The organism is Streptomyces flaveolus (assembly GCF_000716535.1).
GTDB classification, from domain to species: Bacteria; Actinomycetota; Actinomycetes; order Streptomycetales; family Streptomycetaceae; genus Streptomyces; species Streptomyces flaveolus_A.
In genome coordinates this window covers 415,816-429,884 of record NZ_JNWV01000006.1, presented here as the reverse complement: position 1 = coordinate 429,884, position 14,069 = coordinate 415,816, and the positions used below count along the sequence as shown (strand labels likewise).

General features: G+C 73.6%; 14 protein-coding genes and 1 pseudogene. 7 read left to right on the top strand and 8 right to left on the bottom strand.

What is annotated here, in order from left to right; genetic code table 11:
- Window positions 1-29 precede the first annotated feature (29 nt).
- The 6 genes from OO52_RS08550 to OO52_RS08525 all read left to right on the top strand — a co-directional run bounded on the left by OO52_RS08550 (window position 30) and on the right by OO52_RS08525 (window position 7,751).
- Window positions 30-2,636: an MXAN_6230/SCO0854 family RING domain-containing protein gene (locus tag OO52_RS08550; protein WP_030642631.1), complete on the top strand. Its 2,607-nt coding sequence runs from the start codon at window positions 30-32 to the stop codon at window positions 2,634-2,636.
- Window positions 2,637-2,768: 132 nt separating this feature from the next.
- Window positions 2,769-3,752, top strand: a complete 984-nt coding sequence (locus OO52_RS08545; protein ID WP_030642629.1) for a DEDDh family exonuclease — start codon at window positions 2,769-2,771, stop codon at window positions 3,750-3,752.
- Between the two features lie 100 nt (window positions 3,753-3,852).
- Window positions 3,853-4,086, top strand: a complete 234-nt coding sequence (locus OO52_RS08540) for a hypothetical protein (RefSeq protein WP_078629742.1) — start codon at window positions 3,853-3,855, stop codon at window positions 4,084-4,086.
- A 49-nt stretch (window positions 4,087-4,135) separates the two neighbouring features.
- Window positions 4,136-4,933 (top strand): SURF1 family cytochrome oxidase biogenesis protein, encoded by a 798-nt coding sequence (locus tag OO52_RS08535; RefSeq protein ID WP_030642625.1) that lies wholly within the window; start codon window positions 4,136-4,138, stop codon window positions 4,931-4,933.
- A 272-nt stretch (window positions 4,934-5,205) separates the two neighbouring features.
- Entirely contained in the window at window positions 5,206-6,990 is a 1,785-nt protein-coding gene (locus OO52_RS08530; RefSeq protein WP_030642623.1) for a glycoside hydrolase family 15 protein, read from the top strand.
- A 5-nt stretch (window positions 6,991-6,995) separates the two neighbouring features.
- Complete coding sequence (locus OO52_RS08525) at window positions 6,996-7,751, top strand: SDR family oxidoreductase (RefSeq protein WP_030642621.1); 756 nt, start codon at window positions 6,996-6,998, stop codon at window positions 7,749-7,751.
- A gap of 12 nt (window positions 7,752-7,763) precedes the next feature.
- Here OO52_RS08525 and amaP read toward each other — a convergent pair.
- From amaP to OO52_RS08500, 5 genes and pseudogenes are all read right to left on the bottom strand, one after another.
- A pseudogene (gene amaP, locus OO52_RS08520) lies at window positions 7,764-8,344 on the bottom strand (alkaline shock response membrane anchor protein AmaP).
- Between the two features lie 5 nt (window positions 8,345-8,349).
- On the bottom strand, window positions 8,350-8,958 hold the full coding sequence (locus OO52_RS08515; protein WP_051818283.1) for a DUF6286 domain-containing protein: 609 nt from the start codon (window positions 8,956-8,958) through the stop codon (window positions 8,350-8,352).
- Window positions 8,955-9,341, bottom strand: coding sequence for a hypothetical protein (locus tag OO52_RS08510; RefSeq protein ID WP_030642617.1), 387 nt, complete (start codon window positions 9,339-9,341; stop codon window positions 8,955-8,957). Before OO52_RS08510 ends, OO52_RS08515 begins: the two co-directional genes overlap by 4 nt.
- Complete coding sequence (locus OO52_RS08505; RefSeq protein ID WP_030642615.1) at window positions 9,338-9,532, bottom strand: hypothetical protein; 195 nt, start codon at window positions 9,530-9,532, stop codon at window positions 9,338-9,340. Before OO52_RS08505 ends, OO52_RS08510 begins: the two co-directional genes overlap by 4 nt.
- A 44-nt stretch (window positions 9,533-9,576) precedes the next feature.
- On the bottom strand, window positions 9,577-10,044 hold the full coding sequence (locus OO52_RS08500) for an Asp23/Gls24 family envelope stress response protein (protein WP_030642613.1): 468 nt from the start codon (window positions 10,042-10,044) through the stop codon (window positions 9,577-9,579).
- Window positions 10,045-10,147: 103 nt separating this feature from the next.
- Between OO52_RS08500 and OO52_RS08495 the strand changes: the two genes are divergently transcribed.
- Window positions 10,148-10,873 (top strand): hypothetical protein, encoded by a 726-nt coding sequence (locus OO52_RS08495; RefSeq protein WP_030642610.1) that lies wholly within the window; start codon window positions 10,148-10,150, stop codon window positions 10,871-10,873.
- A 30-nt stretch (window positions 10,874-10,903) separates the two neighbouring features.
- Here the strand turns inward: OO52_RS08495 and OO52_RS08490 are convergent, their stop codons facing one another.
- The 3 genes from OO52_RS08490 to OO52_RS08480 form a co-directional block, all read right to left on the bottom strand.
- Window positions 10,904-11,707, bottom strand: coding sequence for an enoyl-CoA hydratase/isomerase family protein (locus OO52_RS08490; RefSeq protein ID WP_030642607.1), 804 nt, complete (start codon window positions 11,705-11,707; stop codon window positions 10,904-10,906).
- A 156-nt stretch (window positions 11,708-11,863) separates the two neighbouring features.
- On the bottom strand, window positions 11,864-12,085 hold the full coding sequence (locus OO52_RS08485) for a helix-turn-helix domain-containing protein (protein WP_004002281.1): 222 nt from the start codon (window positions 12,083-12,085) through the stop codon (window positions 11,864-11,866).
- A 335-nt stretch (window positions 12,086-12,420) separates the two neighbouring features.
- The gene (locus OO52_RS08480; protein ID WP_030642605.1) at window positions 12,421-14,019 is read right to left on the bottom strand and encodes an ABC-F family ATP-binding cassette domain-containing protein; all 1,599 of its coding nucleotides are present in this window, start codon (window positions 14,017-14,019) and stop codon (window positions 12,421-12,423) included.
- Window positions 14,020-14,069: the final 50 nt, after the last annotated feature.

The following is a 14,069-nucleotide window of genomic DNA, read 5'->3' as shown; positions in this document are numbered from 1 at the left end:
GTCTTCGTTTCCGCACCGGGGGATTCCGCTTGTCCGAACTGGCGTCCGTGCTGCTCCGCCGTCTCCGTACCGTCTACGTCGACCAGGCCGGACCACGCCCGGGCGACCCGTCGACGGCGGAAGGTCTCATCGCCCTGGAGGGCGAGCTGCTCGACCGGGGCTTCGCGCCGACGGCACGGCTTCGCGCGGCCCTCGCCTGGCTCGGCCCCGCCGGGCTCGCGGACGCCGGTCGGCGGCTGATCAGGCACCTGGACGCCGAACTGGGCGCGGACCGCACCCATATGCCGCTGTTCCGCTCCTTCCCCGTCTCCGTGCCGGACGACACGTTCGGGCTGTACGTCGACCGGGTCTTCGCCCTGCTGCTCCAGTGGCCCGCCCAGCCGTGCGTGCTGTGCGGCACGGTGGGCAGCGTGCACCCGGTGGCGCCGTGCGCGCATCTGGTGTGCCGCGCGTGCTGGGACGGCGCGGACTACACCGGCTGCCCGCTGTGCCGCCGCCGGATCGACCCCGCCGACCCGTTCCTGGTGCCGGGCGAGCCGCGCCGCCCACGGGAGGTGCCGGCCGGCCCGCTGAAGCTGCTCGCGCTCGGCACGGACGCCCGCGCGGACACGGTCCACGCGCTGCGCACGCTGCTGGCCCGGCGCACTCCCCTGCCCGCGCAGGACCGCGCCGACCTGACGGTGCTGCTGGCGCACGCCCCGGTGGACCTCGGCTGGTTCCCGGCGGACATCCCCGTCCGGGAGACGAAGGCGCTCGTGCTCGGCACCCTGCTGCGCGACCGGCACACGCGCGTGGCGGCCACCGAGCTGCTCGGCACCCACCTGACGACCACGACGGACGTGCTGCGCCTGCTGTGCGTGTGGTCCGGCGGCGCGGCGGACCTCATGGCGCCGCCCCGCCTGCGCTCCCTGCCCCGCGCGCTGCGCCGCCGGCTGCTCGGCCTGCTCGACTCCTTCGCCGTGCCCTCGCTGGTGGAGGACGTCCTTCGGCACCCGGGTCCGTGGAAGCGGGCCGCCGAGACCCTGCACCCCTTCGAGCACCACGCCCGCCATCCCAGGGCCGCGCTCGCCTTCGCCGTGCTGCGCGACACGTCGGTCGTGCCCGGCAGCGCCCTGGGCGAGGCCCTGCTGCGCACGGCCGCCGCCCACCCGGAGGCCGTCCGGGTCGCGGACGGCCGGATCCGGGCGGCCACCTGGCGCGCGCGTGCGGAACAGGCGCTGGCCGGGCGGGACACCGGCGCCGCGCTCGCCCTCCTGGGACAGCGGCCGGGCGAACTGCTGCGCCGGCTGGACCATCTGCTGCGGCTGCGCGAACTCGACGTTCTGCCCGAGGAGTTCGCCGAGGTGCTCCGGCGGGCACTGCCCGGGGCCGGTCCCGGCCCGCTGCTGGCCGCGCTGGGCCGGCTGCGCGTCCGTCACCTCCCGGGCGAGCGGCGGGTGTTCTTCCCGCGCGGGCAGGTCACGCACGCGTACACGGCCGACGACACGCGCGCGCCGCTCGCCGAGGCGGTCACCACGCGCGTGTGCGCGCTGCTGGAGGGGGAGGCGCTGCGCCGCCTGGCGGGCGGGTCCCGGTTCGACCTGGCGGTGCTGGACTCGGCGCTCGCGGGGCTCGCGGTGCCGTCCGCCGAGCGGGCCGCCGCCAAGGCCCTGGTGTCGGTGCCGCGCGGCAGCACCCAGCCGCTGCCCGCCGGTGAGGTGCTGCGCCTGTTCCTGCACTGGACGGAGCCCGAGAGGACCCGGGTGGACCTGGACCTGTCGGTGGCGCTGTACGACGAGGACTGGGAGTTCGCCGGTCTGTGCGACTACACGAACCTCGTGTACGGCGACCGGTGGGCCGTCCACTCCGGCGATCTGACGTCGGCTCCGGCTCCGGACGGCGCCACCGAGTACGTCGACCTGGACCTCGGCGCGCTCGGCGGGCGGGGCGTGCGCTACGCGGTGCCGGTCGTCTTCAGCTTCAACGACATCCCGTTCGAGGAACTGCTCGACGCCTTCGCCGGTTTCATGGCCCTGCCGTCGGCGGCGGAGGGGGCGCGCGGCGCCGGGTACCACCCGCGCGCGGTACGGCAGCGCTACGACCTGGAGGGCGACTCGCGCATCCATGTGCCGATGCTGGTCGACCTGCGCCGGCGCACGTTCCTGTGGACGGACCTGCATCTGCCGTCCGCCGAGGGCTATCACGACGTGCACCGGCACAAGGGGGACCTGGGCGGGATCGCCCGGGACCTGTTCCGGTACTTCGCGCACGGCCGTACGACGCTGTGGGAGCTCGCGGTGTGGCACGCGGCGGCGCGGAGCGACGAGGTGCTGGTCGTCCGGCGCGCGCCCGCCGCCAAAACCGTGGACGAGCTGTGGCGGTACCTGCGCCGGGACGGGGAGGCGGACAGCGCGTTCGCCGCCCGGATACGGGCCCTTGAGGCGCCGGAGCGGCGGGAGCCGGCCGGGAGCGCCGCGGACGCCGACGCCCGTGCGGGTGAAGCGGCGGCGGAGAAGCGCGTGTTGCTGGCCCTGGTGCACGGCGGGGTGGCGCCGGAGGGCGCGACCGGGGAGGTGTACCGGCTGCTGCCCGGTCCGGCCGACGGCTGCGGACTCGCGCCGCTGACGGCCGGGGACCTGGTGGCGGCGCTGGGGTGAACGTCGTAGGAGCGCCGAGCTCGCCGCTCTCGGGCATGTGTGTGCGGTGGCCGAGCAGAAGGGCGAGCGCGGGGCGTACGAACGGGACCTGAGGGACCGCGCTGTCAGTCGTGGCCCGTATCCTCAGTGACCATGCTCGAAGACCGTGCGACCGCAGTGTCCTCCCCCACCCAGTGGCCGGCCGCCTATCCGCAGGGATACGCGGTCGTTGACGTGGAGACCACCGGCCTGGCCCGGGACGACCGGATCATCTCCGCGGCCGTCTACCGGCTGGACGCGCGCGGCGAGGTCGAGGACCACTGGTACACGCTGGTCAACCCGGAGAGGGATCCGGGGCCGGTGTGGATACACGGTCTGACGAGCGAGACGCTGGCCGGCGCGCCGCTGTTCGCGGACATCGCCGAGGAGTTCGCCGCCCGGCTGGACGGGCGGGTGCTCGTCGCGCACAACGCCGTCTTCGACTGGCAGATGATCGCGCGGGAGTACGCGCGCGTGCGGCGCGAGGCGCCGGTGCGGCAGCGGCTGTGCACCATCGCGCTGTCGAAGGAGCTGGCGCTGCCGCTGCCCAACCACAAGCTGGAGTCGCTGGCGGCTCACTTCGGGGTGGTGCAGCAGCGGGCGCACCACGCGCTGGACGACGCGCGCGTGCTGGCGGAGGCGTTCCGGCCCAGCCTGCGGGCCGCGGCGGCGGGCGGCGTGCGGCTGCCGCTGCTGGAGTGCCGGCCGCTGACGGAGTGGTCGGACCGGCCCGTGCCCCGGCAGGCGTCGGGTGGCTACGGCGGCTACCGGAGCGGCGGTTGGCGCCCCTCCCGCAAAAGGCCCGCTTGCCCCTATCCCAACCCAGGGCGCTACGAAGACGGCAAACGTCTCAAACAGGGCATGCGGGTGGCCTTCTCCGGCGACACCTCGACGGAGCGGGAGCTGTTGGAGGACCGGGCCGTGGAGGCCGGGCTGCACATCGCGACCAGCATCTCGCGGCTGACCAGCCTGCTGGTGACCAACGACCCCGACTCGGGCACGTCGAAGACGGTGAAGGCCCGGCAGTACGGCACGCCCGTCGTGGACGAGGCCGCGTTCGGGCAGCTTCTGAGGGATGTGGAGCCCGCCGACGAGTAGGCGCACCCCGTGTCGTGTCGTCGTACGATCGGGTGATTGCCCCACGACTCACCCGGCGCCCGCTCGCCGGGGGGATCGGCGACGGCTCACCCTGTGGCGCATGGCGACATGCGAAGTGTGCGGCAACGACTACGGAATGACCTTCGAGGTGCACGCGCAGGGCTCGGTGCACGTCTTCGACTGCTTCTCCTGTGCGATCCACCGCATGGCACCGATCTGCGAGCACTGCCGGGTGCAGATCATCGGCCAGGGCGTGGAGGTGGAGGGCCACTGGTACTGCGGCGCGCACTGCGCCCGCCAGGAGGGGAGGACCGGAATCGTCGACCGGGTCTGACCCGGTACCCGCCTGAATGCGCCCCACGGCCCGGAGGTACCGTCGTGGGGTGCACCGCTACCGCTTCCTGTTGTCCCGCCAGTGGGTGATCCTCACCCTCGTCGCGATCGCGTTGATCCCGACGATGATAAGGCTGGGCTTCTGGCAGCAGCACCGCTACGAGGAGCGCACCGCCCGCAACGACCTGGTCTCCGCCGCGCTGCACGCCGAGCCGGTCCCGGTCGAGCGGCTGACCTCCCCCGGGCACGCCGTGACCCGCGCCGACAAGTACCGCACGGTCACCGCGACCGGCACCTTCGAGACCGCGAAGGAGGTCGTGGTCCGGCGCCGGACGAACTCCGACGGCGAGGTCGGCTTCCACGTCCTCACCCCGTTCGTCCTCGACGACGGCAAGGTGCTGCTCGTCAACCGCGGCTGGATCCCGGCGAACGGCGTGCAGACCGCCTTCCCGAAGATCCCCGCCCCGCCGGCCGGCCGGACCACCATCACCGGGCGGCTGATGGCCGACGAGACGACCTCGGCGAGCGGCATCAAGAACGTCGAGGGCCTCCCCGACCGGCAGATCATGCTGATCAACAGCGCGGAGCAGGCCCGGCGGCTCGGCGCGCGGGTGCTCGGCGGCTACATCCAGCAGACCGCGCCCGAGCCCAAGGGCGGATCCCCGGAGCAGATCTCCGACCCGGGCAGCGAGGACGCCCCGCTGAACTACGCGTACATGATCCAGTGGTGGCTGTTCGCGGCGGGCGTTCCGGTCGGCTGGTGGTTCCTGGTCCGGCGGGAGATCCGCGACCGGGAGGAGGCCGCGGCGCAGCGGCAGCCGGAGGAGACCGAGCCGGTCACGGTGTGAGCGGGCCGCGCTTCCCGGCGCTCCGCCCCGGTGTGGGCAGGCTCCCCCGCGCTGCGCCACCGCGTGAGCGGGCAACGCCTCCCGGCGCACCGGTCACGGTGTGAGCGGACAGCGCCTCCCAGGATCCGCCGCGATATCAGCGGCCCTCCCGAGCGGACCTCCCGGCGCACCGGTCGCCGTGTGCTCCCTGGGCCACGGGATTCCCCGCGGAAACGTCACTCCCCCGGCGCACCACCTGATTGGCCCCCTGGTTCCCCGGGAAACCGCATCCCGTGAACGCGCGCATCGAGGACTACGCCCTCATCGGCGACGAGCAGACCGCGGCCCTGGTCGGCAAGGACGGCTCGATCGACTGGCTGTGCCTGCCGCGCTTCGACTCCGGCTCCTGCTTCGCCCGGCTGCTGGGCGACGAGGACCACGGCCACTGGCGGATCGCGCCCACGGGGGCGGACGTCTGCACCCGCCGCGCCTACCGGACCGACACCCTCGTGCTCGACACCGAGTGGGAGACCGCCGACGGCGTGGTGCGCGTCACCGACCTGATGCCGCAGCGTGAGCGCGCCCCCGACCTCGTCCGGATCGTGGAGGGCGTCAGCGGCCGGGTCACCGTCCGCAGCGCGCTGCGCCTGCGCTTCGACTACGGCTCGATCACGCCGTGGGTGCGCCGCTCGGACGGCCACCGGGTCGCCATCGCCGGTCCGGACTCCGTCTGGCTGCGCGCCGAGCCGGCCGTGCACACCTGGGGCGAGGACTACGGCACCCACTCGGAGTTCACCGTCGCGGAGGGCGAGCGGGTCGCGTTCGTGCTCACCTGGCACCCCTCGCACGAGAAACGCCCGCCGCTCATCGACCCGTACGAGGCGCTGGAGAGCAGCGTCACCGACTGGCGGCGCTGGGCCCGCCGGTGCCGGTACGACGGCCCGTACCGGGACGAGGTCGTCCGCTCCCTCATCACCCTCAAGGCCCTCACCTACGCCCCGACCGGCGGGATCGTCGCCGCGGCGACCACCTCACTGCCCGAACAGCCGGGCGGCGTGCGCAACTGGGACTACCGGTACTGCTGGCTGCGCGACTCCACCCTCACGCTCGGCGCGCTGCTCTCGGCGGGCTACCAAGAGGAGGCCGAGGCCTGGCGCGACTGGCTGCTGCGCGCGGTCGCCGGCAACCCGGCCGACCTGCAGATCATGTACGGCGTCGCGGGCGAGCGGCGGCTGCGGGAGATCGAGCTGCCCTGGCTGCCCGGCTTCGCCGGCTCCACCCCCGTACGCATCGGCAACGGCGCCGTCGACCAGCTCCAACTGGACGTGTACGGCGAGGTGATGGACTCGCTGTCGCTGGCCCGTTCCTCGGGCCTGCCCACGAAGCCGCACATGTGGGCCATGCAACGCTCGCTGATGACGTTCCTGCAGTCGGCGTGGCGGCAGCCCGACGAGGGACTGTGGGAGGTGCGCGGCGGCCGGCGCCAGTTCGTGCACTCCAAGGTGATGGTGTGGGTGGCCGCCGACCGGGCCGTGAAGACCCTGGAGCGGCACCCGGAGTTGCAGGGCGACCTGGAGGGCTGGCGCGGACTGCGCGAGGAGGTGCACCGGGAGGTCTGCGAGAAGGGCTTCGACCGGAAGCGCAACACCTTCACCCAGTACTACGGCTCCCGGGAGCTGGACGCCTCCCTGCTGCTCATCCCGCGCGTCGGGTTCCTGCCGCCGGACGACCCGCGGGTGGTCGGCACGGTCGACGCGATCCGCGACGACCTCGCCCACGACGGCTTCCTGCGCCGCTACGACACCGACGACTCGGTGATCGACGGCCTGCCGAGCGGCGAGGGCGCCTTCCTGGCCTGCTCGTTCTGGCTGGCCGACGCGCTGCACCTGACCGGCCGGACCAAGGAGGCGCGGGAGCTGTTCGACCGGCTGGTGGGCCTGTCCAACGACGTGGGCCTGCTGGCCGAGGAGTACGACCCCGTGGACGGCTGCCAGCTCGGCAACTTCCCGCAGGCGTTCAGCCACGTCGGCCTGGTGAACACCGCACTGATCCTGTACGGGGAGGACCAGGCAGGATAGGGACCATGGATCTTGGACTGAAGGACCGGGTGTACGTCGTCACCGGAGCGACGCGCGGGCTGGGCAACGCCACCGCGCGGGAACTCGTCGCCGACGGGGCGAAGGTGGTCGTCACCGGCCGGGACGAGCAGAGGGTCGCCGACGCGGCCGCCGAACTGGGCCCGAACGCGGTGGGCGTGGCCGTGGACAACGCCGACGCGGAGGCTCCCGGGCGGCTGATCGCCGCCGCCCGGGAGAACTTCGGCGGCTTCCACGGTGTGCTGGTGAGCGTGGGCGGGCCGCCGCCGGGGTTCGTCGCCGACAACACCGACGACCAGTGGCGCGCCGCGTTCGAGTCGGTGTTCCTCGGCGCGGTGCGGCTCGCCCGCGCCGCGGCGGCCGAGTTGGAGGAGGGCGGTGTCATCGGGTTCGTGCTGTCGGGCTCGGTGTACGAGCCGATCCCGGGGCTGACCGTGTCCAACGGGCTGCGGCCCGGACTCGCCGGGTTCGCCAAGTCGATCGCCGACGAGCTGGGGCCGCGCGGGATCCGGGTGGTGGGTCTGCTGCCGGGACGGATCGCCACGGACCGCCTGCGGGAGCTGGACGGGCTGTCCGCGGATCCGCAGGCCACCCGGGCCGCGAACGAGTCCCGGATCCCGTTGCGCAGGTACGGGTCGCCCGAGGAGTTCGGACGGGTGGCGGCGTTCCTGCTGTCCCCGGCGGCTTCCTACCTGACGGGGGTCATGGTGCCGGTGGACGGCGGCACCCGGCACGGGTTCTAGGAGCCGAAACCGTCAAGTCACCCTCTCCGCACGGTGTCCGACCTCGCTCAGCAGGACCTCGGCCGGAAGGGACGCCAGGCCCGCCGACTCGCGCGCGCGGGCCAGCGTTCCGGTCGTGAACGCGGTCAGGGTCTTCGCCGGGGCCGCGTCCGGGTCGAGCCGGAGCCGGGCCCGCACCGCCGGGGCCGTACGACGGCCCCGCAGGAGGACGCGCGCCTCGGCCACGCCCGGCTGAGCCGCCGCTTCCGCTGCCAGGGCGCTCTCCAGGGCTCTTCCCCGCAGGCGCGCGCCCGCGCCGTCGCCGGTGTCGATCAGAAGCTCGGCCGGCCGGCGGCGGCGCAGGGCCGCCGTCAGCCACGCCAGGGCGAACAGGACGACGACGCTCAGGGCGGCGATGACCGCCGGCCACCACCAGGGGGCGTTCCGTAGGCGGGTGCGTTCGGCCCTGGTGAGCAGGACGTCGTGCGGGCCGGTGTGCGTCCACCAGGCGGGGGGGGCCGCGCGCCGAGGCCGACGGCCAGGACCGCGCCGCCGAGCGTGAGCAGCAGCAGACCGGCGAGGGCCGTCAGGACGCGGTGGACACCGCCGCGCAACGCGCTCACCCCTTCCGTCCGCGCCGGGCCACGCGCACCGTCGGCCTGGGCGGGTGGGCCAGACGGAGGTCCCGGACCGCCTCGGCGAGCACGGTGTCCAGGTCGGCGCGTACGTCGTCCAGGTCCCGGAAGTGCGAGACCACTCGGACGTCGGCCTTCCGGCGGCCCATCCGCACCCGTACCGCGCGTACGCCGGGCACCTCCATGGCCCGGTCGCGCAGGAACAGCGCCGCCGCGCCGCGCCCGAGCGCGGCCCGGACGTCGGGGTGCGGGCGCCGCATCGGCAGCAGGTCGCGCAGGCCGGGGGTGACCGCGAGGACGATCAGCCACAGGCCGAACGCGGCGGCGAGGCCCGCGCCGACCCGTACCCAGGCGTCGTCCAGGGGCCGTTCGGCCAGCTGCCGGGCGAGCGCGCGGCGCCAGCGCGCCGCGGGGCGGTGGGCGCGCACGGCGGCGACGTCGTACAGCAGGAGTCCGGCACCGGCCGCCAGCAGGGCGGCGACGAGGGCGGCGGGGGCGCGGCGCGGCGACCAGAACCGGCCGCTGTCCCGCGCGGCGGGCGGTGCGGCACCGGACGGCTCGGCGACGGCCGGGGTGCTCCGCGTCTCGCTCATCGGTCCGTCCCCTGACCGGTCGTCGGATGCAGTCGTTCCACCGTGACGGCGACCTCCGGCACCCGCAGGTCCGTCAACGCACCCACACGCGCGGTGACATGACGGAGTACGGCGGCGCAGCGGGCGCCGATGTCACCGGGGTAGCCCAGTTCGACGTGGACGCGGACCCGGGCCGTCTGCCGGGCCACGACGACCGTGGCGTGCGGTGCCGCGGCGGCACCGGGCAGCGGCGCGAGGGCCTCGCGGGCGGCCTGCGCGGCGATCCTGGCCACGACCCGGTCGGCGATCCGGGTGGCGCCGCGCTCGGCCGGCGGCACGAGGGGCGGCGAGGGGCGCGGTGTGCCGGACCCGGGTGTGCCGGTCCCGGCACTCACCAGGGTCACCGCCGCCGGTCCCGCCGGTCGTCGCGGGTGCGGAAGACGTCCCCGAGTTCCAGGTCGCCGTCCGCGAACCGGCCGGCGAGGAAGCCGATGGCCCCCAGCGCCGCGACCAGGAGGAAGGCGCCGAAGCCGCCGAAGTAGCCGGCGAACCCCAGCGCCATTCCGGCGATCATGCCGACCACGGCCATGCTCATGCGACGCTCCTCGGCTCGTCGGGCGTGCGGTTCGGTGCCGGGTGTCACTGGATCCGGAGCTCCGGTTCCTCGTCCTGCTCCTCGGGCAGCTTGACGTCGCTGACCGCGATGTTGACCTCGACCACCTCCAGGCCGGTCATGCGTTCCACGGCGGCGATCACGTTCTCCCGCACGGCGCGGGCGACATCGGCGATCGCGACGCCGTAGTCCACGACGATCTCCAGGTCGAGCGCGGTCTGCACCTCGCCGACCTCGGCCTTGACTCCCCGGGCCACCGACTTGCTGCCACCGGGCACGCGGTCCCGTACGGCGCCGAAGGTGCGGGCGAGGCCGCTGCCCATGGCGTGGACCCCGACCACGTCCCGGGCGGCGAGCCCGGCGATCTTCTCCACGACGCCGTCCGCGATGGTGGTGCGGCCCCGGGCCGCCGGGTCGCCGCCGCCGCGCCGGGCGGCCTTGCGGGTCGACACCTGCGGTTCCTGGCCTTCGGGGGTGATCGTCGTGTCGGTCATCGCCGTACGTCCCTTTCGGTCCTCGCCCCGCCCGGTCGTCGTCTTTCGACCACGCTATGCAAGGTTGCCGGGCCGTGCGCCGGGGATACGGCAGTCTGGTGGAATGACGGTGGACCGATGGGCACAGTGGGTGCGGCAGCAGGTGGGACTGGGCAGGCTGTTGCCGCTCGGCGGGCCGCGTGACGGTGCGTGGATCACGGAGGCGGCGGCCGGGGCGGTGCTGCGGCGCGCGGTGGCGGACGGCGCGCCGGGGGTGCGCCTGGGCGTGCTGCGGATCGCGCTCGCCGATCCGCGGGACGTGACCGAGCCCGTCGTGCCGGCGCCGCCGAGCGCTCTGCCGCCGGGCCCGCTGCGGGTGACGGCGGACTTCGCCGCGACGGCGGCCGAGCCGCTGCCGACGGCGGCGTCCCGCCTGCGGCGCGCCCTGGCGGGGGCCGCAACGGAACGGCTCGGCCTCGCGGTCACGGAGATCGATCTGCGGGCGACGGACCTGCTGGAGCCGGACGCCCCGGCCGCCCCGGCGACCGGAACACCACAACCGCCGTCCGCCCACGAGCCGACGGACACGGACGGGACCACGGTGGCGGAGGCGGCCCTCGCCGTTCCCGGGGTGCTCCGGCTGACGGGGGTCCTGGGGGGCCTGGGCCGGGCGGTGCACATCGAGGAGCACGCCGACGAGGCCACCCTGCCGCGCCGTCACGTCCGCGTGGAACTGACGACCGACGCGTCCCGCCGGACCGTGGACGTGGCCCGGCAGGTCCGCGCCGCCGTACGGGACGCGTTGGCGGACCGTCCGACGGTGGCCGTGCTGGTCACCGCGGTGGACTGACCGGCGTCGGGTGCCCGGCCCGCTGTCGGCTCACTCGCCGAGGCCGGCCAGGTCGCGCAGCCGTCGAGCCTGGGCAGCCCGCTCGGCCGCGCGCTGCTCCTCGTACGTCCGGTCGAGGGCACCACGGAGCAACGCCTTGGTCTCCACCACCGCGTCCCGTGGCGCAGCCATGATCGCCACCGCCAGGTCCCGCACCGCCCCGTCCAGTTCGTCGGCGGGCACGGCGAGGTTCGCCAGCCCGCTCGACACCGCCTCCTCGGCGCCGACGAACCGCCCGGTCGCGCAGATCTCCAGCGCGCGGGCGTATCCGACGAGGCCGACCAGCGGGTGCGTGCCGGTCAGATCGGGAACGAGGCCGAGGCTGGTCTCGCGCATGGCGAACTGCACGTCGTCGGCGACGACCCGGAGGTCGCAGCCGAGCGCGAGCTGGAAGCCGGCCCCGATGGCATGGCCCTGGACGGCGGCGATGGACACGATGTCGGTCCGCCGCCACCAGGTGAACGCCTCCTGGTATTCGGCGATGGTCGCGTCGATCCCGGCGTCGTCACGGCGCGCGAGGTCGATGAAGGTCGGCTCGCCCGGGATCCCCTCCGGGGTGAACATCTGACGGTCCAGCCCGGCGGAGAAGGACTTGCCCTCGCCACGCAGCACGACGACCCGGACGGAGCCCGGCAGCAGCCGCCCGGCCTCGGCGAGCGCCCGCCACAGAGCGGGGCTCTGTGCGTTGCGCTTGGCCGGGTTGGTCAGCGTCACCGTGGCGAGCGCGTCGTCGACGGTGAGCCGTACGCCGTCCTTGTCGAATGCGGGAGCGAGGTCCTGCTCGGGCGAAGCCATGGGGCGCCTCCGATGGGTGCGGTCAGCAGAGCGAAGCTAAGTGACTGCACAGTAACCACCCGGCCGGTCGGGGGGCACCCCCACCCCCCAGGCCCGCAAGGCACTGGGGGACCGCCGACCGGGTGGCCACCATCGAAGCCGATGGGCCGCCCGGAGTCAGGACGAAGCGGCCTTCTTACCCCGGGTCGCTCCGCCACGCCCACGCAGCGTGACGCCCGACTCGCTGAGCATCCGGTGCACAAAGCCATACGAGCGGCCGGTCTCCTCGGCCAGCGCCCGGATGCTCGCACCGGAGTCGTACTTCTTCTTCAGGTCTGCCGCGAGCTTGTCGCGCGCGGCGCCGGTCACCCGGCTGCCCTTCTTCAGAGTCTCGGCCACCCGTGCCTCCTCATGGGAAGTGCGCTCTGGTCTCCTCATGATCACCCCTCTCGGGCGTGATGGCCACCCATTCGGCAAGGTCCGTGGGACATCGTTGTGACGACAGGAGTGGATCCCCACAAGCGGAACAAGGGATTCCATGGGGTGCGGCCCATAGGGCCGTCCGGGTGGATTCGCGAAGTGCCAGGTCAGGAACGCACAGCGGCCGATCCCCCGACAACTGGGGGATCGGCCGGAAAATGCGTGTACGACACACCCCGGTACGAGGAGATCTCACACAGATGATGGATCACCGATGGGCCGAATGATCCATACGCAGTGGATCAGACTTTCGATCACGCGAGGGCGACGAGATCCGCGTAGTCGGAGCCCCACAGGTCCTCGACGCCGTCCGGCAGCAGGATGATCCGCTCCGGCTGGAGGGCCTCCACGGCGCCCTCGTCGTGGGTGACGAGGACGACCGCGCCCTTGTAGGTGCGCAGGGCGCCGAGGATCTCCTCGCGGCTGGCCGGGTCGAGGTTGTTGGTGGGCTCGTCCAGGAGCAGCACGTTCGCCGAGGAGACGACGAGCGTGGCGAGGGCGAGCCGGGTCTTCTCGCCGCCGGAGAGGACACCGGCCGGCTTGTCGACGTCGTCGCCGGAGAACAGGAACGAGCCGAGCACCTTGCGGACCTCCACCAGGTCCATGTCGGGGGCGGCCGAGCGCATGTTCTCCAGGACCGTGCGGTCGGCGTCCAGGGTCTCGTGCTCCTGTGCGTAGTAGCCGAGCTTGAGGCCGTGACCGGGGACGACCCGGCCGGTGTCCGGCGTCTCCACGCCTGCGAGCAGCCGCAGCAGGGTGGTCTTGCCGGCGCCGTTGAGGCCCAGGATGACCACCCGGGACCCCTTGTCGATGGCCAGGTCGACGTCGGTGAAGATCTCCAGCGAGCCGTACGACTTCGACAGGCCCTCGGCCATGAGCGGGGTCTTGCCGCAGGGCGCGGGCTCCGGGAAGCGGAGCTTGGCGACCTTGTCGGACATCCGGACGTCTTCGAGGCCGGAGAGCAGCTTCTCGGCGCGGCGGGCCATGTTCTGCGCGGCGACCGTCTTGGTGGCCTTGGCGCGCATCTTGTCGGCCTGCGCGTTGAGCGCCGCGGCCTTCTTCTCGGCGTTGGCGCGCTCGCGCTTGCGGCGCTTCTCGTCGGCCTCGCGCTGCTGCTGGTACAGCTTCCAGCCCATGTTGTAGATGTCGATCGTGGACCGGTTCGCGTCCAGGTAGAACACCTTGTTGACGACCGTCTCGACCAGGTCGACGTCGTGGGAGATCACGATGAAGCCGCCGCGGTAGGTCTTCAGGTAGTCACGCAGCCAGATGATCGAGTCCGCGTCGAGGTGGTTGGTCGGCTCGTCCAGCAGCAGCGTGTCCGCGTCGGAGAACAGGATCCGGGCCAGCTCGATACGGCGGCGCTGACCACCGGAGAGCGTGTGCAGCGGCTGGCCGAGCACCCGGTCGGGCAGGTTCAGGGCGGCGGCGATCGTGGCGGCCTCGGCCTCGGCGGCGTACCCGCCCTTGGTGAGGAACTCCGTCTCCTGGCGCTCGTACTGCTTCATGGCCTTCTCGCGGGTGGACCCCTTGCCGTTGGCGATGCGCTCCTCGTTCTCGCGCATCTTGCGGATCAGCACGTCGAGTCCGCGCGCGGAGAGGACGCGGTCGCGGGCGAGGACGTCCAGGTCGCCGGTGCGGGGGTCCTGCGGGAGGTAGCCGACCTCGCCGGAGCGGGTGATCGTGCCGCCGGCGGGGATGCCCTCGCCGGCCAGGCACTTGGTGAGAGTGGTCTTGCCTGCGCCGTTGCGGCCGACGAGGCCGATGCGGTCGCCCTTGGCGACACGGAAGGTGGCGTTCTCGATGAGGACGCGCGCACCGGCGCGCAACTCGATACCGGAGGCGGAGATCACGGACAGACTCCAGGGCGTACAGGGGGTTGGCGGGTGGGCGGCTGAGGACG